Raw genomic sequence first — 19,789 nt, 5'->3', positions numbered from 1 at the left:
GTCAGGTGCACGCGGTCAGGCGACGCCGAGCCAGGACCGGTCGGTGAGGACGATGGGGCCGTCCTCGGTGATCGCGACGGTGTGCTCGGCATGGGCCCCGCGGGAGCCGTCGACCGAGCGCAGCGTCCAGCCGTCGGGGTCGGTCACGAGCTCGTCCGTGGTCTGCAGGAACCACGGCTCGAGCGCGACGACGAGGCCGGCACGGAGCGGGTAGCCACGGCCGGCCTTGCCGTCGTTGGGCACGTGCGGGTCGCCGTGCATGATCCTGCCGACGCCGTGGCCGCCGAAGTCGGTGTTGATGGCGTAGCCGTCGGCGTGCGCGACCGCGGCGATCGATGCCGAGATGTCGCCGATGCGGTTGCCCACCGTCGCCGCGCCGATGGCGGCGGCCAGTGCACGCTCGGTCGTGTCGATGAGCGCGAGGTCCTCGTCGCGCGGGGATCCCACGACGAACGAGACCGCGGAGTCAGCCACCCACCCGTCCACTGAGACCGCGAAGTCGAGCGACACGAGGTCGCCGTCGCGCAGTGCGTAGTCGAAGGGGAGTCCGTGCAGGACGGCGTCGTTCACAGAGGTGCAGATGACCTTCCCGAAGGGACGGGCGCCGAACGACGGGTGGTAGTCGATGTAGCACGACTCGGCGCCCGCGCGGCGGATGAGGTCGTGCGCGCGACGGTCGATAGCGAGGAGGTTCGTGCCCACCTTGGTCTCATCGCGCAGCGTCGCGAGCGTCTCGGCGACGAATCGCCCTGCGGGCTTCATCGCCTCGATCTCGGCAGGCGTGCGCAACTCGATCATGTGGGGGATCCTCTCGTTCCCCTCCATTCTGTCTGACCCGTCGGCACGGGGCTGGGAGGATGCTCCGCGGCGCGCGGAAGCGGACCACGGGGGTCGTGTGCGGGCGTAGCATCAGTGACATGTGGCTGCGTCGCGCATTCTTCGGCTGGCTGATCCCGTCCGCCTTCCTGCTGCCGCTGTGGCTCCTGGTCGGATGGGCCGTGTTCAGCACGGGCGGCTGGGCGTTCCTCTGGGTGCTGTTCCTCGCCATTCCGGGCGTCTTCCTGTGGCAGCTGCTCCTCACCGTCCTGGTGCGGGCGCGCGGAACGGTGCGGGCTCATCGCGCCGTCTCCTGGTGGGACGTGCTCGGGTTCACCGTGTGGCACCTGCTCGTGATCTCGCTCGGCTTCTTCGCCGAGGCGTGGTGGGCGCCCGTCATGGTGGTGGCCATCCTCGCGGGCGTCGGCCTCTTCTGGCTCGAGCTGTGGCAGCTGTGGAGCGAGGCGCGGCCCTCGCGATTCGTCCTGCACACCTCCGAAGGGGTCGCGTACATCCCCGCGGAGACCGACGGGCCGGAGGCTGCTCCGCGCGAAGTCATCGTCATCTCGGAGAAGCAGACGCCACCCGCGAACTGACGCGGTTTGGCCGGGTGCGGCATCCATGGCAGAATGGCTGTTTGTGCCCTGACCGGTTCTGCCTCAGGGGAACCAGCTGGACGGCGTCACGCCGAAGGCCTGCGGCACACTCAGTCCTTTACCATCCTTCCCGCGGTCGACCTGTGGCGGCCGCAGAGAGAGACGATCATGCAGATCCTCGACGCCGTCGACGCGGCTTCACTCCGCTCCGACATCCCCGCCTTCAACGCCGGCGACACCGTGAAGGTGCACGTCAACATCACCGAGGGCAACCGCTCGCGCATCCAGGTCTTCCAGGGCGTCGTCATCGGCCGCTCCGGCGACGGCGTTCGCGAGACCTTCACGGTCCGCAAGATCAGCTTCCAGGTCGGCGTCGAGCGCACCTTCCCGGTGCACTCCCCGGTCATCGACCACATCGAGGTCGTGACCCGTGGTGACGTGCGTCGCGCGAAGCTCTACTACCTGCGCAACCTCCGTGGCAAGAAGGCCAAGATCAAGGAGAAGCGCGAGAGCAACTGACGCTCTCCCCGCAAGCGCTGTCACGAAGCCCCGGACCGACCAGGTCCGGGGCTTCGTCCGTACGCCGGAAGGGCCGGAATGTGCGACCCTTGAAGGCGGGCCGCCGCGACCGCCGGCACCCGCGAAGGAACTCATGACGACCGAGAAGTCGGCTCCGGCCGAGCCGGCGCCCGCTGCGACCATTCAGCCGCGTCGTCGGGGCTGGCTGGTGTTCCTGCGCGATGTCGTCGTGATCATCCTGATCGCCGTCCTCGTCTCGCTCGTGGTGAAGACGTTCCTCGTGCGGTCGTTCTACATTCCCTCGGGGTCGATGGAGGACACCCTCCACGTCAAGGACCGCATCCTCGTGGACGAGATCACGCCGCGCTTCGGCGGTTACGAGCGCGGCGACATCGTCGTGTTCCAGGACCCGGGCGGATGGCTGCCGCCCAGCACCGCGCCCGCGCGTCCTCCGATCGTCGAGGGTGTCGAATGGGTCCTGTCGCTCGTCGGCCTCGCGGCGCCCGACAGCGACGACCATCTCGTGAAGCGCATCATCGGGGTTCCCGGCGACCACGTGGTGTGCTGCAACGCCATCGGGCAGATCACCGTCAACGATGTCCCGATCGACGAGAGCGCGTACGTCAAGCTGCCGGCGGGCGAGACCGCCGCTTCGGGCGATCCGTTCGACGTCACGGTTCCGGCGGGCAGCCTCTGGGTGCTCGGCGACAACCGCTACCGCTCGAAGGACTCGCGATACAACACCGATCAGCCGGGCAAGGGCTTCGTGCCCATCGACAACCTCGTCGGGCGCGCGTTCCTCGTGACGTGGCCGTTCGACCGGTTCGGCCTGCTGGACTTCCACCACGACGTGTTCGCCGGGGTCCCCGACGCGGAGCCGGAGGGCGGCGGGAAGTGACCGTCGCCGAGCCCCGCCTCACGCTGGAGCGCCGGCTCCTGCGCGAGCACACGCTCGTCATCGCGTGCGACGAGGTGGGGCGAGGGGCGCTGGCGGGTCCGGTCGCGGTCGGCGCGGCGGTCGTGGACGCCCCGCGATCGCGCAAACGCATCCCGCAGGGGCTTCGCGACTCGAAGCTCGTTCCCGAACCGAAGCGCGCCGACGTCGCGGCACGCGCGGCCTCGTGGGTCGCCGCAAGCGCCGTCGGGTGGGCGAGCTCCGAGGAGATCGACGAGATCGGCATCATGCGCGCCCTCGGGCTCGCCTCGATCCGCGCCATCGCGGATCTCCGCGCGCACGGCGTCGTGCCGGAGGACGCCATCGTCATCCTCGACGGCAACTACGACTACATCCGTCCAGCGGGCGAGTGGGGGCTCACCGTGCGCCCGGTGATCAAAGCCGACCGCGACTGCGCCTCGGCGGCCGCGGCATCCGTCATCGCCAAGGTCGCGCGCGACCGCCTCATGACCGAGCTGCACGACGAGCTTCCCGCGTACAACTGGGCGCGCAACAAGGGCTACGCGAGCCCCGACCATCGTGAAGCCATCCGCACGCACGGCATCAGCCGGCACCACAGGGCCTCGTGGTCGATCGCCGAGGCGCCGACGCTCTTCTGAGCGTTCGCCACACTCACACGCGGGGCGCCGCACCCGTTCGCGCCCATAGGATGGATTCACCATGGATGACGAGGTCTTCGAAGACTACGACCGCGAGCTCGAACTCGCTCTGTACCGCGAGTACCGCGATGTCGTCTCGCAGTTCCAGTACGTGATCGAGACGGAGCGGCGCTTCTACCTCGCGAACGAGGTCAACGTCGTACGCCGCGACACCGAGCACGATTTCTACTTCGAGATCTCGATGTCCGACGTCTGGGTCTGGGACATCTACCGCGCTGACCGCTTCGTGAAGGCGGTGCGCGTGCTGACCTTCAAGGACGTCAACGTCGAGGAGCTCTCGCGCCGTGATTTCCATCTCCCCGAGGAGCTCTCGCTCGACACCTGAGCGGGCCTGACGCCTCCTCCCCAGTCCGACGATTCCGGGACTCACCGCGAGTTCTGAACGGATGCCGCGGCCTCGCGTCCGCGCGCCGGCACTCGCGCGCGACGATGCCGGAATGGCACATAAAGACGTTCTCGGGCGAGCGGGCGAGGACCGCGCGGCCCGGTACTTCGAGGCGCAGGGATTCACCGTCCTGGCGCGCAACTGGCGATGTCGCGACGGCGAGATCGACCTCGTGGTCGCCGATCGCTCGGCGGTGGTCATCGTCGAGGTCAAGACGCGGCGTGATGAGGGATTCGGGCACCCGTTCGAGGCGATCGACGCCCGCAAACGCGGAAGGCTCTGGCGCCTTTCGATCGCGTGGGCGAGTGCACACCGCGAGCTCGTGCAGGGACGACGGCTCCGCATCGACGCCGTCGGCCTCATCGGCGCCGATCCTCGCACGGCGCGCTTGGAACACCTCGTCGACGTGGAGGTGCCGTGAAGGTCGCACGCACATGGGCCGTCGCCCTCGTGGGTGCCGAGGGCGAATGCGTCGAAGTCGAGGCGGACCTCTCGAATCAGCAGCCGGACTTCCGCATCATCGGGCTTCCCGACAAGGCTCTGGGCGAGTCGGTCCAGCGCGTGCACAACGCCTGCGCGAACACCGGTACGCCGCTCACGCGACGGCGCCTCACGGTCAACCTGTCGCCCGCGAGTCTGCCCAAGCAGGGTTCCGGATTCGACGTCGCCATCGCCGTCGCGTCTCTCGCCACCGAGACCTCCATGGATGCGGCCTCTGTCGCGTCGGCGGTCCACATCGGTGAGCTCGGGCTCGACGGGCGCCTCCGGCCGGTGCCGGGTGTGCTTCCGGCCGTTGTCGCCGCTCGGCGAGCGGGGCATCGACGAGTCGTGGTTCCGCACGCCAACGGCCCCGAGGCTTCGTTGGTGGACGGCGTCGAGGTCCTCGCCGCCGTCAACCTCGCGCAGGTGATCGCCTGGCACGGCGGTGACGTCGAAGTCACCGACGACGAACCGGTCGCTCTCCCGGACGACGAGGAGGCGCCCGAGCCCTCGCTGGATCTCGCGGAGGTGATCGGCCAGCACGACGCCGTCGAGGCGCTCGTGGTCGCAGCGGCAGGCGGTCATCATCTGCTGATGTGCGGACCGCCGGGCGCGGGCAAGACGATGCTCGCACGGAGGCTGCCCGGCATACTCCCCGAACTCGACGACCGCGCGGCGCTGGCTGCGGCCTCCATCCGGAGTCTCGCCGGCTCCCGGGTGGTCGAGCTCTCTCGCACCCCGCCGTTCGTCGCCCCGCACCACAGCGCGAGCGTCGCCGCCCTGGTCGGCGGCGGCTCCCGTGTGGTGCGGCCCGGGGCGATCGCGCGCGCGAGCGAGGGTGTGCTGTTCCTCGACGAGGCCGGCGAGTTCGCAGCCAGTGCGCTGGACGCCCTGCGGCAGCCCCTCGAGTCCGGCGCCATCACGATCGACCGCGCGGGCGCGCACGCCGAGTATCCGGCGCGGTTCCAGCTCGTGCTCGCCACGAACCCGTGCCCCTGCGGCGACTACGGCATCCGCGGGGGCACGTGCACGTGTCCACCGGCGGCGATCCGCCGCTATCTCGGCCGGCTGTCCGGACCGCTCCTGGACCGCATGGACATCGAGCTGACGCTGACGCGCGTCGCCGTGGCGCAGCGCGGCGCCGGGCCGACGGTCTCGACCGAGAGCGCGCGAGCTCAGGTCGCCGATGCGCGGGCACGAGCGAGCCACCGCCTGGCCGAGACGCCGTGGAAGGTGAACGCCGACGTGCCGGGAACGTGGCTGCGCGAGGGACCGGCCGCGCCGTCCCCGGTCGTCCGCCGCCCGCTCGACGCCGCACTCCACCGCGGAGCGCTCACCCTGCGGGCGTACGACCGGGTCTTGCGCGTCGCCTGGTCCTTGGCCGATATCGAGGGCCGCGCCCAGCTCGGGGCGGAGCATGTCGGGCGCGCTCTGTACCTGAAGAAGGGGATCGCACTGTGATCGCATTCGACCTGAGCGCCGACTCCGCCCGGCGGGCTCTGTCGCCCGCGGGCATCGAGTACGACGCGGATGAGGCCCGGGCACGGTATGCGACGGCTGTCTGGTGCCTGCTCATCGAGCCGGGCGATTCCGTCGCCGGCCGCATCATCGGCGCGCGCGGCCCCGTCGCGGCGCTGGAAGCCGTGCTGGCGGGCGCGGAGCTCTCCGAACTCACGCCGAAGGAGCTCGCCGAAGGGCGGGGGCGCTGGCTTCCGCGACTGTCGGCGGGCGCGGTGGCCGAGTCCCTGGCCACGGCGGCGGCACGGGGCGTGACGCTGCTCACGCGCGGCGATCCGGACTGGCCGACCCAGCTCGACGACCTCGGCGCGCATGCGCCACTGTGCCTGTGGCTGCGTGGTGATGCCTCGGCACTGCGCCGGCTCGAGGCATCCGTCGCCATCGTCGGCGCCAGGGCCGCCTCCCACTACGGCGACCACGTGGCGAGGGAGCTCGCCGCCGACCTGGCGGGCAGCGGCATCGCCGTGGTGTCGGGCGGCGCGTACGGCATCGACGGCGCAGCGCACCGGGCCGCCCTTCTCGCCGGCGGACTCACCGTCGCTCTGCTGGCGGGCGGTGCCGACCGCGCGTATCCTGCGGGCCACACGCAGCTGATCGACGACATCGCCCGACGAGGTGTCGTGGTGAGCGAGGTCGCATGCGGCTCGGCGCCGACGAAGTGGCGCTTCCTGCAGCGGAACCGCCTGATCGCCGCGCTCTCGGCCGCCACGGTGGTCGTGGAAGCCGGATGGCGCAGCGGCTCGCTCAACACCGCGGGTCATGCGGCGACGCTGTCGCGCCCGCTGGGCGCCGTCCCGGGCCAGATCACATCCGCGACGTCGGCAGGCACGCACCGGCTCATCCGGGAGTACGGCGCCCAGTGCATCACGAGTGCAGATGACGTGCGCGAGCTGCTGGGGATGGGAGGGGCGATGGATGCCGCCCCTGCCGTCGGCGGGACGTACACCGGGGACGCGACCCGCGTGAAGGATGCCATGAGCACACGCGTGTGGCGCGACCCCCGAGCGATCGCGCAACGCGCGGGGATGGCGGCCGACGTCGTGGAGGGGATCCTCGGGCTGCTGGCGCTCGATGGAGCGGTCGAGTCGGGGATCGAGGGGTGGCGGCTGCCACGGGTCGGAGCATGATCGACGGACGGCGGAGCGTCTTCGGGTGCGTCGCAGCACCGCCGCGCGCACGCGCGGGCGCAAGCTGGACGCATGGACATCCACGAGGCAGCGGGGGCGTACCTGCGTCACCTCGCGGAGGTGCGCCGCCTGTCTCCGGCGACGGTGCGGGCCTATCGCTCCGATCTGGAAGGACTCGCCACCGCCTGCGGCGACATCGACCTGGTCGCCGTCGATCTCGAGAACCTCCGCGACTGGCTCTGGCACGCCGTCCAGCGCGGCGACAGCCGCGCCACGATCGCGCGGCGCACGGCGGCCGTCCGGGGCCTCTTCGCCTGGGCGGCCGAGACCGGCGCGGTGCCGGCCGACCCGAGCCTTCGCCTGGTCGCCCCGAAGCGCGGCAAGACGCTTCCCAAGGTGGCGACAGCGGATACCCTCAGCGGGGTGCTCGATCGGCTGGCAACCGCCGCCGCCGACGGCGACCCGGTCGCGTTGCGCGATCACGCCATCCTCGAACTGCTGTACGGAGCTGCCGTGCGTGTCTCCGAGCTCTGCGGGCTCGACGTCGACGACCTCGACCGCGACCGACGCACGGCTCGGGTCCTCGGAAAGGGATCGAAAGAAAGGGTCGTGCCGTTCGGCGTCCCGGCGCTCCGGGCGGTCGACGCCTACATCGTTCGCGGCCGACCGTCCCTCCTCGCCAGACGTGCGGACGAGCTGCCCTTGCCGGCCCTGTTCCTCGGCGCCCGGGGCGGTCGGATCGGCGCCCGTGCGGTGTACGACCTCGTCTCGCGCGAACTCGGGCCCGAGCTCGGGGCGCAGGTGGGACCGCACGCGCTGCGTCACTCGGCGGCGACCCACCTCCTCGACGGTGGCGCAGATCTCCGCGCCGTCCAGGAGATGCTGGGGCATGCGAGCCTCGGGACCACGCAGATCTACACGCACGTCTCCAGCGAGCGACTGGCTGCCTCCTACCGCCTCGCGCACCCGCGGGCCTGAGGGGCAGCTAGCAGCACGGGAGGAGCACGGCCCGCGGCACCCCGCCCAGCAGCACGAGCGGGTTGATGTACGCACCGTCCAGCCGGACGCCGAAATGCACGGCGCCGAGCTCGGCGTGTCCTCCGGCCGAGATCGTGCCCAGAGGAGTGGATCGTTCGACCGGCGTCCCGACCGGGAGCCCGGGGTCGACCGGCTCGAGTGTGGACACCAGGCCGTCGCCATGGTCCACGGTGATCACTCCGCGCCCAGCGACCTGTCCGGAGAACGCCACCACACCTGGTGCCGGGGCGCGCACGACGCCGTCTCGTGACGGCAGCAGGTCGATTCCCCGATGACCTGGTCCGTACTCGTGCGCTGGTGCGACGAAGGGGTGCACGAGCCGGAACGGGTGCACCGGCCAGGTCCAGTCCCGTGCGAGCGACACCGCGCCGCCGTCGGCGACCGGCACAGTCTCGGGCTCCCGGACGGCGTCGGCCCGCGCTGCAACGGGTGCGACCGCAAGAAGGACGCTGAGGGCGATCGCGCCCCGGGCGCGGCGGGCCCAGCCGCGACGGAATCCGCGCTGGCGGGCGGGGACGGATCGAGTCATGATCCCACCGTGACCATGCGGGGAACGCTGCGGATCCGTGGCACCGACACCCGTGGAGAAGCCGCGCGCTCGGCCGCCGGGGGAGGAGGAGCGGCCCGGCCGCTCCTGATACACTGACTGTGCACTCCGCATGTCGGGGTGACTCCGCGTGCCCACAGCGCCGCAAGCCCCGAGTCTGACGAAGGGTACGGCGCGGCATCCATCCCCGACGGTCTTCGCGAACGCTTCCGAGCGAGCGCGAGGCGGGAATGAGCCGGGCGCCAGGCCACGCCGGCCACGAGCCGGCGCGAGAACAACCGCAACAGGCGCACACGCGCCGGAACAGGAGAACGGCCATGGCCGTCGTCACCATTCGCCAGCTGCTCGACAGCGGCGTCCACTTCGGACACCAGACCCGCCGGTGGAACCCGAAGGTCAAGCGCTTCATCCTCACGGAGCGCAGCGGCATCCACATCATCGACCTGCAGCAGTCGCTGACGTACATCGACAAGGCGTACGAGTTCGTCAAGGAGACGGTCGCTCACGGCGGCACCATCCTCTTCGTCGGCACCAAGAAGCAGGCGCAGGAAGTCATCGCCGAGCAGGCGACCCGCGTGGGCCAGCCCTACGTCAACCAGCGCTGGCTCGGCGGTCTGCTCACCAACTTCTCGACCGTGTCGAAGCGTCTCGCGCGCATGAAGGAGCTCGAGGAGCTCGACTTCGAGAACCCGGCCGAGAGCGGCTTCACCAAGAAGGAGCTCCTTCTCAAGAAGCGCGAGCTCGACAAGCTCCACAAGTCGCTCGGCGGAATCCGCAACCTCCAGAAGACCCCCTCGGCCATCTGGGTCGTCGACGCCAAGCGCGAGCACCTCGCCATCAACGAGGCGTCCAAGCTCGGCATCCCGGTGATCGGCATCCTCGACACCAACGCCGACCCGGACGAGTTCCAGTACCCGATCCCCGGCAACGACGACGCGATCCGCTCGGTGGGCCTGCTCACGCGCATCATCGCCGACGCCGCCGCCGAGGGCCTGATCCAGCGCCACCAGCCCACCGACGAGACCGCTGACGCGGAGCCCCTCGCCGACTGGGAGCGCGAGCTGCTCGAGCAGCCCGCGCCCTCCGACGAGGCCGTGGTGACCGACGTCGCCGAGGTCGAGACCGTCGCGACCGAGTCGGCCGCCGACGAGGCGGGCGCCGAGGCCGCCGAGGCTGTCGAAACCGCCGAGGCTGCTGAGGCCGCTGAGGCGACCTCCGCCGAGTAAAGCTCACACACACTCCGCCCCGGCGGGATCGCCCCGATCGAACGGTCCGGACGGTCCCGCCGAGGCATCCACGAGAACTCACCAATTCAAGGAGCAGCCACCCATGGCAAACTTCACGATCGCTGACATCAAGACGCTGCGCGAGCAGCTCGGCACGGGCATGGTCGACACCAAGAAGGCGCTCGAGGAGGCCGACGGCGACCTCGAGAAGGCCGTCGAGATCCTGCGCCTCAAGGGTGCGAAGGGCAACGCCAAGCGCGCCGACCGCTCCACGAGCGAGGGTCTGGTCGCGGCCAAGGAGGTCGACGGTCAGGTCACGATCATCGAGCTCAACACCGAGACCGACTTCGTCGCGAAGAACGAGCGCTTCATCGCCCTCGCGGAGAAGGTCCTCGACGCCGCAGCCGCCGCGCACGCCGACTCGGCCGAGGCCGCTCTCGCCGCGTCCGCCGGCAGCCAGACGGTCGCCGAGCTCATCTCGGACGAGGCCGCGATCATCGGCGAGAAGGTCGAGCTGCGTCGCGTGAACACGCTCTCGGGCGACAAGTTCGAGATCTACCTCCACAAGACCAGCAAGGACCTGCCGCCGCAGGTCGGTGTCGTCCTCGCCTACTCGGGCGACGACGCCGAGACGGCGCGCAGCCTCGCACAGCACATCTCGTTCGCGAACCCGTCGTACCTGTCGCGCGACGAGGTGCCCGAGGCCGAGGTCGAGAAGGAGCGCGAGATCGTCACCGAGATCTCCCGCAACGAGGGCAAGCCCGAGGCCGCCCTCCCGAAGATCGTCGAGGGTCGCGTCAACGCGTTCTTCAAGCAGGTCTCGCTGCTCGACCAGGACTACGCGAAGGACAACAAGCAGTCGGTCGCGCAGGTCGCGAAGGACGCCGGTCTGACCCTGACGGGCTTCGCCCGCTACAAGGTCGGCGCCTGACCTTCTGAGAAGGCCCGCATCGGCAAGCCGATGCGGGCCTTTTCTCATGCCCTTCGGTAGTTTGTCGTAGACGAGAGGACCACAGTGATCAACGAGAACACCGGGCGCCGCCGCGTCCTTCTGAAGCTGTCCGGCGAAGCGTTCGGCGGAGGCCAGCTGGGTGTGAACCCCGACGTGGTCAGCCAGATCGCCCAGGAGATTGCGGCCGCTGTCGACCGCGTCGAGATCGCGATCGTCGTCGGTGGCGGCAACTTCTTCCGCGGCGCCGAACTCAGTCAGCGCGGCATGGACCGCGGCCGCGCCGATTACATGGGCATGCTGGGCACCGTCATGAACGCCCTCGCCCTGCAGGACTTCCTCGAGCAGGCGGGCGCCGCGACGCGCGTGCAGTCGGCGATCTCGATGACGCAGGTCGCCGAGCCCTACATCCCGCGTCGCGCCGAGCGGCACATGGAGAAAGGTCGCGTGGTCATCTTCGGCGCCGGCGCCGGCCTGCCCTACTTCTCCACCGATACGGTCGCCGCGCAGCGTGCTCTCGAGATCGACGCGCAGGAGGTGCTCGTCGCGAAGAACGGCGTCGACGGGGTGTACACCGCGGATCCGAAGAAGGATGCCTCGGCCACCCTGATCGATCGCATCACGTATCTCGACGCGCTGCAGCGGGGTCTCAAGGTGGTCGACTCCACCGCGTTCAGCCTCTGCATGGACAACCGCATGGACATGCGCGTGTTCGGCATGGAGCCCGCGGGAAATGTGACGAAGGCTCTGCTGGGCGACACCATCGGCACGCTGGTCACGGCGTGACGCGTCCCGCGTCGATAGACTTGACCAGCCCCATCTACGCGAAGGAGACACTGTGATCGCGGACGTCTTGGCCGATGCCGGAGTGCGCATGGACCGCGCCGTCGAGGCAGCGAAGGAGGACTTCGCCACGGTGCGCACCGGACGCGCGAACCCGCAGCTGTTCCAGAAGGTCCTCGTCGACTACTACGGCAGCCCGACGCCGCTTGCGCAGCTCGCGTCGATCAACAACCCCGAGGCGCGAACGCTCCTCATCACGCCCTACGACAAGTCGGCGCTGAAGGCGATCGAGCAGGCGATCCGCGACATCCCGAACCTCGGTGTGAACCCGACGAACGACGGCAACCTCGTGCGCGTCACGATGCCCGAGCTCACCGAGGAGCGCCGCAAGGAGTACGTGAAGCTCACGCGCACCAAGGGCGAGGACGCGAAGGTCCACGTGCGCGGCATCCGTCGCAAGGCGAAAGACGACATCGACGCGCTGAAGGGCGAGGTCGGCGAGGACGAGCTCGCTCGCGGCGAGAAGGAGCTCGACGCGCTCACGCGCGCGCACGTCGACGCCATCGACGAGGCGCTCAAGCGCAAAGAGGCCGAGCTCCTCGAGGTCTGAGGTCTGCCCATGACCGACGCATCCGACCCGCCGCGGAGCGAACAGCCTTCCTCACCGCAGACGCGGCGCGAGGCCGGTGAGGCACGCCGTGCCGCCGAGACCCCTGACACGGGCCCCGCACTGCAGTCTCACCTGCGCGCGGCGCGCAGCGAGTTGGAAGGCCACGTCGCACAGGCACGGGCCGATTTCGAGGAGGCGAACGAGCGCATCAAGGAGCGGACGGGGCGCGACCTGATCGTCGCGATCCTCATCGGCCTCGCGATCGGGCTCGTCCTGCTGGGGTCGCTGCTGTTCGTCAAGTGGGCGTTCGTGCCGTTCGCGCTGGCCGCGGCGCTGCTCGCGCTCTTCGAGTTCGCCCGGGCTCTCATCGCGAGCGGTCGCCGGGTCGATCTGATCCCGCAGCTCATCGCGGGTGCGGTGGTCGTGCTGTCGGCGTTCTTCGTCGACTCCTGGCTGCACTGGGTGCTCCTGTTCGTGGCACTCGCGTTCGTCGTGGTGTGGCGACTGGTCGGCCAGATGGCGTCGCACGACGGCCGTGCGTACGGTCTGGTGCTGGGCGACGTGCTCATCGCGACGTTCCTCCAGCTCTACGTCGCTTTCCTCGGAAGCCTCACGCTCGTTCTGCTGGCGAAGGAGGGCGGCGAGTGGTGGGTCTTGTCGTTCATCATCGTCGCCGTCGCGGTCGACACGGGCGCGTACGCCGCGGGCATCACGATGGGCAAGCACCCCATGGCTCCCCGGATCAGCCCGAAGAAGACGTGGGAGGGCTTCGCGGGTGCCGCTGCTGCCGCGATCCTCGCCGGTGTGCTCGTCGGGCTCTTCATGCTCGGCCTTCAGTGGTGGATGGGCGCCGTGTTCGGAATCCTCATCCTCGCCACGGCCACGGTCGGCGACCTCGGAGAGTCGATGATCAAGCGCGATCTCGGGATCAAGGACATGAGCTCCTGGCTTCCGGGTCACGGCGGCGTCCTGGATCGCCTCGACTCGATCCTCCTGTCGGTCGTCGCGGCGCTGACCCTTTACTACCTCTTCACCCCGCTGGTGGCATCATGACCGCATCCGAGACGACCGCCCGAACGTCCTTCCCCGAAGCCCGCGGGCGCGAGAAGGGCTACGACAAGCAGCCCGTCGACGAGTTCCTCGCGCGGGCACGTGCGTCGTTCGAGCGCGGCACCGACGCACTCACGTCCGCCGACATCCGTCAGGTCGCGTTCCCGCTGGTGCGCCACGGCTACGCCATCGCCTCGGTGGACGCCGCACTCGGCCGCATCGAGGATGCCTTCGCCGCCCGCGAGCGCTCGTCGGCCGTCGCCGCCACCGGGGCCAGGGAGTGGGTCGGCCACACCCGTGAACTCGCCCAGGAGGTGCTGGACCGCCTCTCGCGGCCGGCCAAGCGCCGCTTCGACCGCGTGTCCCCGCTGCGCTACGGCTACCGCATCGCGGAGGTCGACCTCGTCACGGACAAGCTCGCGCGGTTCCTCGAGACGGGCGACTCCGTCACCGTCGAGCAGGTGCGCTCGGTCGCGTTCCGCATGCAGCGCGGGGGTTACCGCGAGACGCAGGTGGACGCCGTGCTCGACGCCGTCGTCGAGGTGATGCTCGCCGTCAAGTGAGACGCGCGGGTCCGCGGATGGCACCTCGTCGCGCCGGTATGCGAGAATCGGGACACTGTGACTTCTGGAAACGAGCGGTACCCGACCAGACGCGCCCGACGTCACGAGGTGGCGGCCCGGTCTGCGCGGCCGGTCGCGGTGGCAGCATCCAGTCCCTCGGCGCCGCCTTCACCGCCCCGCAAGCCCGCTCCGCGCTGGTCTCGTCGTCGTGGTGTCGTGGGCGCGTTCGCCGCCTTCGCTGTTCTCGGCTTCGTCGTCGCGTACATCGGTCCGACCGGGCTCGCGCTGGCGCAGGCGAGCGCGGACGACGAGTCGCAGGTCTCGCTCTACGCCAGCGGACTGGATGACGTCCAGTCCCGCGCCGGCGACGAGTCCGCGGCCGATCCTGAGCCCGCGGCTCTCGACCGGGGCAACTACACGGTCTACGTGAAGCCGAAGCCGACGCCGACCCCCCAGGCATCGACCTCCGCATCGTCGTCATCCGGCGGATGGCGTCCTCCGTTCGTCACGCCGGACCCGGGCAGCGCGCAGGCCATCGCCTACGACATGGTGCTGGCACGGGGCTGGGGAGACGACCAGTTCGCCTGCCTCGTCGCGCTCTGGAAGAAGGAGTCCGGCTGGCGCGTCAACGCGTACAACGCGGGCAGCGGCGCCTACGGCATCCCGCAGGCGCTCCCGGGCAGCAAGATGGCCAGCGCCGGCGCCGACTGGGAGACGAATCCCGCGACGCAGATCGCCTGGGGTCTCGGCTACATCGGCGGCCGTTACGGCTCGCCGTGCGGCGCCTGGGACCACTCGCAGCGCACAGGCTGGTACTGAGTCGTGCCGCGCTCCCACCGCCGTCGACACGATTCGGGCGGCGACGACTCGTTCGAGCGCCTGCTCGCGGGCTGGAAGCGCACCGAGATGCGCCGCGGTGTCGAGTGGACCGTGCAGCCGGTCTCCGCCGCACAGGCGCAGAAGCCGTACACGTGCCCCGGGTGCGGCCGGCAGATCGACGTCGGCGTCGCGCACCTGGTGGCGTGGCGCGCAGACGGCGTGCTGGGCGACGCCGCGGACCTCGCCGCCCGGCGGCATTGGCATCAGCACTGCTGGAAGGTGGCCTGACATGGAGATCCGCGGACCGATGCTGCTGCCCGCGCGCCGCGAGGACATCGAGCTCGAGACGCTCGACGGGCTGACCCTCGTCGGCGAACTCGCCCTGCCTGAGACCCGCGAGCCTGTCGCGACGCTCGTGACGCTGCATCCGCTTCCGACGGCCGGCGGCTTCATGGACTCGCACATCCTGCGCAAGGCCGCCGGGCGCCTGCCCGCCCTCGCCGATCTCGCCGTGCTGAGATTCAACACCCGCGGCACGACCTCGCCGCGCGGCACCAGCGAAGGCTCGTTCGACGGCGGTCGTGCCGAGGCGTTCGACGTCGCTGCGGCGATGGACTTCGTGCGCGAGCGCGGCCTCCCGCGGCCGTGGTTCGTAGGCTGGTCGTTCGGCACCGAGCTCGCACTCAAGTACGGTCGCGACCACGGAGTCGAGGGCGCTGTGCTGCTGTCTCCGCCGCTACACCGCGCGACCGACGAAGAGGTCGCGGCGTGGGCGGGCGACGAGCGTCGTCTGATCGTGCTCGTCCCCGAGTTCGACGACTACCTTCGACCGGATGCCGCGACCCAGCGCTTCGCGAGCGTCCCGGAGGCCGTCCTGATCCCGGTCGAGGGCGGGAAGCACCTGTGGGTGGGGGAGAACCAGACCCGCCGCGTGCTGACCGAGATCGTCGCGGCTGTCAATCCCGACGCCCTGCCGCTGCCCCTCGAATGGCACCGACCGGCCGCGGAGGGCTGAGCGTCAGCGCTCGTTCTGACGCGGGATCACGACCTGCCGGTAGATGATCAGGATGCTGGCCGCCACGGGGATCGCGACCAGCGCGCCGAGCAGGCCCAGCAGCGATCCACCCGCGAGGGCGGCGATCACCACGACGGCACCCGGCACCGCCACTGCGCGTCCCATGATGCGCGGCGAGATCACGTACGCCTCGATCTGCATGTAGATCAGGTAGTAGATCGCGGCGATCAGGGCGGTCGTCGGGGAGCCCACGACCAGGCACGTGAACACGATGATGATCGAGCCGGTGAGCGTGCCCACGAGCGGGATCAGCGAGAAGAAGAAGGCGATGACCGCGAGCACTGCGGGGAACGGCGCCTTGATGATCGTGAGGAAGATCGCACTGAGCACGCCGTTGATGAGGCCGAGCGTGACCTGGCCGATGACGTAATAGCCGACCGAGTCGGTGATCTGCTCGCCGAGGTCCATGAACCGGGCGCGCTTGGATGCCGGAACCAGCTGGTAGACGGCGCGCTTCAGGTTCGGCGTCGAGGCGGTGAAGTAGATCGTGAGGATCAGCACGATGAACGCACCCGCGAACCCGGCGATGAGGGCGCCGATGATCGCGATGATGCTGCCGCCGACCTCGGAGCCGATCGCGCCGACGTCGAGCGAGGCGTACCAGTCCTCGATGTAGCCCCACACTTCATCGACGTTGAGCGCGGGGAAGACGGCATGCAGCCAGTCCTGGATCGCACCCACGGGATCATCGAACTCGCCCTTGTCGGCGAGGTCCTGGATCGTCGTGACCAGTTGGCCGATCTGCTGCACGATGATCGGCACGACCATGAGGATGATGCCCGCGAAGACCGCGAGCACCCCCAGGATCGTGATCAGGACGGCCGCCCACCGCGGCAGCTTGCGGCGTTCCAGCCAGGCGACGATCGGATCCAGGCCCAGCGACAGGAAGAGCGCCGTGCCGACGTAGAGCAGGATCGTCTGGAGGTTCTGGATGCTTCCGATGAGCAGCAGCCCGAGGCCGACTCCCAGCGTCGCGAGAAGCGCTGTGCGGAACGGGCTGTGCAGCTTCATCGAGTTCCCCCTCAGATCGACATGGCGTCGATTCGTCTGTCCGCCCAGGATACGCATCAGTGACGTTCAGGCCCGGGAATGCCGCCTCCCACGCGCCTCACAGGTCGTGTTCGCTAGTCTGAACTGTCGAATCGAAGGGCTGCGCCGTGTCCGCGCGCCCCGGGAAAGGTGTTCTTCGTGCGTTTCGTGTGGGCCGTGGCGGCGTTCGTGCTCGCCACCGTGATGATCGGTGCCGGCATCGCCCAGCGGACGATCTTCCAGGGACCCAAGACCGAGACCACGGCGATCTCCGTCGAAGAGCAGACTCCCTATCTCCTCATCGACGGCGCCGTGCTCAACCAGATGCCCGGCACGCAGACGCTGCGCGCCCAGGCCGAGGGCGACATCTTCGCCTCCTACGGCCGCACCGCCGACATGGAGGCATGGCTCTCCGACTCGACCTACACCCACGTCACGCTGGACGACGAGGGCGCCATCGAGACCGCGGTGGTCGAGCCCGCGGTCGACGCGACGGTGGATCCCACCGCGGAAGCACCCGCCGAGGATCCCGCTGACGGCGATGCCGCAGCAGACGAGGCCGCTGCACCCGACGCGACGAGCGGGGACGCCTCCGCGGACACGGCCGGTCGCACTCCCGTCGGATCGGACCTGTGGCTCGACGAGTACCAGCAGACGGACCTTCTCATCGCTCCGCTGCAGCTGCCGGAAGACATGAGCGTGCTCGTCGCCGCCGACGGCACCGCCCCCGCGCCGAGCACGGTGACGGTCTCCTGGCCGCTGCAGACGTCGACGCCGTGGGCGGGGCCGCTCATCGTCGGCGGCGGCATCCTGATGGCCGTCGGCGTGTTCCTGTACATCCTGGGCATCCGCCACGCGCGCCGCAAGCGCGGGCCGCGACGCAAGGGCCTGCCGCTGCCTGTCACCGAACCCATCGACATCGCGATCGACCACGACGACAAGGGCGTGATCAGCAGTTCGAAGTCGACGCGCCGTGCCGTCTCGAGCGGCGGGCGACGCGCGTTCGCGGTGCTTCCGGTGGTCGCCGTGTCGGCGCTGCTGTTCTCGGGCTGCTCGGCCGACGCCTGGCCGCAGCTCGGCTCGTCGCCGACTCCGTCGCCCACCGCCACCGTCATCGCCCCCGACGGGCAGCAGGCGCCGGCCGTCACGAAGGCCCAGGCCGAGCGCATCCTCACCCGCATCGCCGCCACGGTGGCCGACGCCGACGCGGCGATGGACGGCGACCTCGCCGACACGCGCCTCGAGGGCGCGGCACTCGCGGCGCGCGACACGAACTACAAGCTGCGCGCTGCCCTCGGCGACTACCCGGCGCCGGCGCCGATCCTGGCCAAGCCGCTCGAGATCATCCTTCCGCAGGCGTACGACGGCTGGCCGCGCTCGGTCATCGCCGTTGCGGACGACGACGAATCCAAGACGTCGAGCATCATGGTGCTGACGCAGCAGGATCAGTGGGCGGACTACAAGCTGTCCTATGTCGGAAGCCTTGAGGCCTCGACATCCCTTCCCGACCTGGCGCCGGCGTACATCGGCGCCCCGCAGGTCGAGCCGGACTCGCCGTTCCTCCTCCTGCCGCCGAACGAGATCGCCGCCGCGTACTCGGACATCATCACCAACGGTGAGTCGAGCCAGTACTACGACCTCTTCGAGGCCGACGGCGACCAGCTCCGAGCCAGCATCGCGGCAGACCGCCAGCGCCGGCTCGACGAGTTCAACAAGACCGCATCGTCGACCGGAAACCTGGAGTTCAGCTCGGCCGCCGGGGTGCAGGCGCCGTTCGCCCTGCAGACGGTCGAGAGCGGTGCGATCGTCGCCGTGAACATCAATGAGATCGACACCGTGAAGCCGACCAACGCGGACGCCGTGATCAAGGTCAACGACAACCGGACAGTCAAGACGCTCGCCGGCGTCGACCAGTCGCAGACCGGATTCGCCACGACCTTCAGCGACCAGGTGTTCTTCTACGTGCCCGGTCCGGGGTCGAACGAGAAGATCCGGCTCCTCGGTTACTCGTCCGACATCCTCGATGCGAAGATTCTGTAGTGACCGATCCCACTCTGGGCGCCTCGCTGCGCGGTGCCGTCGACCTGTCCTCCCTCCGCAATCGTCCGGCGCCCGCCGCGCCGGGTGAGGAAGCGCCGGCCGGCGCCGGCGCCGCGGTTCCGTCCCTCGTGCTCGACGTCACCGACGACACGTTCCCGCAGGTGCTCGAGCTGTCGCGCACCGTCCCCGTGGTCGTCGATCTCTGGGCCGAGTGGTGCGGACCCTGCAAGCAGCTGAGCCCGATCCTCGAGAAGGTCGTGGTCGAGCTCGGCGGCCGGGTCGTACTGGCCAAGGTCGACGTCGACGCCAACCCCCAGCTGTCGCAGGCGTTCCGCGCCCAGTCCATTCCGATGGTCGTCGCCTTGGTCGCCGGTCAGCCGGTGCCGATGTTCACGGGTGCCGTGCCTGAGCAGCAGGTGCGCGAGGTGTTCGCTCAGCTGCTCCAGCTCGCCGCCCAGAACGGCGTGACCGGCTCCGCGACCGTCGACGGGGAGGCCCCGCAGGAGGCCCCCGCCGAACCGCCGCTTCCCCCGCTGCACGCTGAGGCGTTCGCGGCCATCGAGGAGGGCGACTACGCGCGCGCGGTCGCCGCGTACGAGCAGGCCCTCCTCGAGAACCCCCGCGACGCGGAGGCGCGCGCGGGCCTCGGCCAGGTGCGCCTGCTCGACCGGGTGCAGGGCGTCGACCTGCAGGCCGCCCGTGCGGCCGCAGCATCCGCCCCTCAGGACGTCGCCGCGCAGTTCACCGTCGCCGATCTCGACCTCGCCGGCGGTCACGTCGAAGACGCCTACGGGCGCCTGCTCGACCTGTTCGCCCAGCTTCCGGCTGATGAGCGCACCCCGGTGCGCGAGCGGCTGCTCGAGCTGTTCGCGCTCGTCGGTGACGCCGATCCGCGCGTCATCGCCGCGCGCGGCCGCCTGGCGTCGCTGCTGTTCTGAGCGCTCCTCGCACCTGACGACGGATCATCCCCTTCACGGTCGAGGGCCCCGGATGCTGCATCCGGGG

The 19,789-nt window shown here is 70.0% G+C and carries 23 protein-coding genes; 20 read left to right on the top strand and 3 right to left on the bottom strand.

Translation table 11 applies throughout. The annotated features are described in order from the left end of the window. Window positions 1-15 precede the first annotated feature (15 nt). Window positions 16-798, bottom strand: coding sequence for a type I methionyl aminopeptidase (gene map / locus Q9R33_RS10485; RefSeq protein WP_056367536.1), 783 nt, complete (start codon window positions 796-798; stop codon window positions 16-18). 119 nt (window positions 799-917) lie between these two features. Here map and Q9R33_RS10480 point away from each other — a divergent pair, with 119 nt between their 5' ends. The 9 genes from Q9R33_RS10480 (at window position 918) to Q9R33_RS10440 (ending at window position 8,033) form a co-directional block, all read left to right on the top strand. Next, window positions 918-1,412 carry an MFS transporter permease gene (locus Q9R33_RS10480; protein WP_310247008.1) on the top strand — a complete coding sequence of 165 codons (495 nt, stop codon included), beginning with the start codon at window positions 918-920 and terminating at the stop codon, window positions 1,410-1,412. Window positions 1,413-1,580: 168 nt separating this feature from the next. After that, entirely contained in the window at window positions 1,581-1,931 is a 351-nt protein-coding gene (gene rplS / locus Q9R33_RS10475) for a 50S ribosomal protein L19 (RefSeq protein ID WP_045297891.1), read from the top strand. Window positions 1,932-2,064: 133 nt separating this feature from the next. Further along, entirely contained in the window at window positions 2,065-2,829 is a 765-nt protein-coding gene (gene lepB, locus Q9R33_RS10470; protein WP_311293692.1) for a signal peptidase I, read from the top strand. Then, on the top strand, window positions 2,826-3,485 hold the full coding sequence (locus Q9R33_RS10465; protein ID WP_056367530.1) for a ribonuclease HII: 660 nt from the start codon (window positions 2,826-2,828) through the stop codon (window positions 3,483-3,485). Before lepB ends, Q9R33_RS10465 begins: the two co-directional genes overlap by 4 nt. A gap of 61 nt (window positions 3,486-3,546) precedes the next feature. Then, window positions 3,547-3,870 carry a DUF2469 family protein gene (locus tag Q9R33_RS10460; RefSeq protein ID WP_045297888.1) on the top strand — a complete coding sequence of 108 codons (324 nt, stop codon included), beginning with the start codon at window positions 3,547-3,549 and terminating at the stop codon, window positions 3,868-3,870. Window positions 3,871-3,982: 112 nt separating this feature from the next. Beyond that, window positions 3,983-4,351 carry a YraN family protein gene (locus Q9R33_RS10455; protein ID WP_311293691.1) on the top strand — a complete coding sequence of 123 codons (369 nt, stop codon included), beginning with the start codon at window positions 3,983-3,985 and terminating at the stop codon, window positions 4,349-4,351. Next, window positions 4,348-5,871, top strand: a complete 1,524-nt coding sequence (locus Q9R33_RS10450; RefSeq protein WP_311293690.1) for a YifB family Mg chelatase-like AAA ATPase — start codon at window positions 4,348-4,350, stop codon at window positions 5,869-5,871. Before Q9R33_RS10455 ends, Q9R33_RS10450 begins: the two co-directional genes overlap by 4 nt. Beyond that, window positions 5,868-7,055 carry a DNA-processing protein DprA gene (gene dprA, locus Q9R33_RS10445; RefSeq protein WP_311293689.1) on the top strand — a complete coding sequence of 396 codons (1,188 nt, stop codon included), beginning with the start codon at window positions 5,868-5,870 and terminating at the stop codon, window positions 7,053-7,055. Before Q9R33_RS10450 ends, dprA begins: the two co-directional genes overlap by 4 nt. Before the next feature lie 72 nt (window positions 7,056-7,127). Then, complete coding sequence (locus tag Q9R33_RS10440; protein WP_311293688.1) at window positions 7,128-8,033, top strand: tyrosine recombinase XerC; 906 nt, start codon at window positions 7,128-7,130, stop codon at window positions 8,031-8,033. 7 nt (window positions 8,034-8,040) lie between these two features. On the opposite strand, the gene Q9R33_RS10435 is transcribed toward Q9R33_RS10440, so the two are convergent. Next, window positions 8,041-8,622: a murein hydrolase activator EnvC gene (locus tag Q9R33_RS10435; RefSeq protein WP_056367522.1), complete on the bottom strand. Its 582-nt coding sequence runs from the start codon at window positions 8,620-8,622 to the stop codon at window positions 8,041-8,043. A gap of 335 nt (window positions 8,623-8,957) precedes the next feature. On the opposite strand from Q9R33_RS10435, the gene rpsB reads away from it, so the two are divergent. From rpsB to Q9R33_RS10390, 9 genes are all read left to right on the top strand, one after another. Continuing rightward, on the top strand, window positions 8,958-9,866 hold the full coding sequence (gene rpsB / locus Q9R33_RS10430; RefSeq protein ID WP_310246995.1) for a 30S ribosomal protein S2: 909 nt from the start codon (window positions 8,958-8,960) through the stop codon (window positions 9,864-9,866). Between the two features lie 103 nt (window positions 9,867-9,969). Beyond that, the gene (gene tsf / locus Q9R33_RS10425; protein ID WP_056367517.1) at window positions 9,970-10,797 is read left to right on the top strand and encodes a translation elongation factor Ts; all 828 of its coding nucleotides are present in this window, start codon (window positions 9,970-9,972) and stop codon (window positions 10,795-10,797) included. Between the two features lie 84 nt (window positions 10,798-10,881). Then, window positions 10,882-11,601: a UMP kinase gene (pyrH, locus tag Q9R33_RS10420; protein WP_045297882.1), complete on the top strand. Its 720-nt coding sequence runs from the start codon at window positions 10,882-10,884 to the stop codon at window positions 11,599-11,601. A gap of 52 nt (window positions 11,602-11,653) precedes the next feature. Further along, window positions 11,654-12,208, top strand: coding sequence for a ribosome recycling factor (gene frr / locus Q9R33_RS10415; RefSeq protein ID WP_045297881.1), 555 nt, complete (start codon window positions 11,654-11,656; stop codon window positions 12,206-12,208). A gap of 9 nt (window positions 12,209-12,217) precedes the next feature. Continuing rightward, window positions 12,218-13,261, top strand: a complete 1,044-nt coding sequence (locus tag Q9R33_RS10410) for a phosphatidate cytidylyltransferase (RefSeq protein ID WP_056367513.1) — start codon at window positions 12,218-12,220, stop codon at window positions 13,259-13,261. Continuing rightward, entirely contained in the window at window positions 13,258-13,821 is a 564-nt protein-coding gene (locus tag Q9R33_RS10405; RefSeq protein WP_056367510.1) for a DivIVA domain-containing protein, read from the top strand. The genes Q9R33_RS10410 and Q9R33_RS10405 overlap by 4 nt, the downstream gene beginning before the upstream one ends. Before the next feature lie 216 nt (window positions 13,822-14,037). Next, window positions 14,038-14,640, top strand: coding sequence for a lytic transglycosylase domain-containing protein (locus Q9R33_RS10400; protein WP_311293687.1), 603 nt, complete (start codon window positions 14,038-14,040; stop codon window positions 14,638-14,640). A 3-nt stretch (window positions 14,641-14,643) separates the two neighbouring features. Continuing rightward, the gene (locus Q9R33_RS10395; protein WP_056367507.1) at window positions 14,644-14,928 is read left to right on the top strand and encodes a hypothetical protein; all 285 of its coding nucleotides are present in this window, start codon (window positions 14,644-14,646) and stop codon (window positions 14,926-14,928) included. 1 nt (window position 14,929) lies between these two features. Next, the gene (locus Q9R33_RS10390) at window positions 14,930-15,655 is read left to right on the top strand and encodes an alpha/beta hydrolase (RefSeq protein WP_056367505.1); all 726 of its coding nucleotides are present in this window, start codon (window positions 14,930-14,932) and stop codon (window positions 15,653-15,655) included. Between the two features lie 3 nt (window positions 15,656-15,658). Here Q9R33_RS10390 and Q9R33_RS10385 read toward each other — a convergent pair whose 3' ends face one another. Next, complete coding sequence (locus tag Q9R33_RS10385) at window positions 15,659-16,726, bottom strand: AI-2E family transporter (RefSeq protein WP_056367504.1); 1,068 nt, start codon at window positions 16,724-16,726, stop codon at window positions 15,659-15,661. 177 nt (window positions 16,727-16,903) lie between these two features. Between Q9R33_RS10385 and Q9R33_RS10380 the strand changes: the two genes are divergently transcribed. Together Q9R33_RS10380 and Q9R33_RS10375 are read left to right on the top strand one after the other, a co-directional pair. Continuing rightward, window positions 16,904-18,784, top strand: a complete 1,881-nt coding sequence (locus tag Q9R33_RS10380) for a glycosyl transferase (protein ID WP_311293686.1) — start codon at window positions 16,904-16,906, stop codon at window positions 18,782-18,784. Further along, on the top strand, window positions 18,784-19,722 hold the full coding sequence (locus Q9R33_RS10375; RefSeq protein WP_311293685.1) for a tetratricopeptide repeat protein: 939 nt from the start codon (window positions 18,784-18,786) through the stop codon (window positions 19,720-19,722). Before Q9R33_RS10380 ends, Q9R33_RS10375 begins: the two co-directional genes overlap by 1 nt. The last annotated feature ends 67 nt before the right edge of the window (window positions 19,723-19,789 follow it).

Source organism: Microbacterium sp. PRC9 (assembly GCF_031844125.1).
Classification (GTDB): domain Bacteria; phylum Actinomycetota; class Actinomycetes; order Actinomycetales; family Microbacteriaceae; genus Microbacterium.
This window is presented reverse-complemented; position numbering and strand designations above follow the sequence as displayed.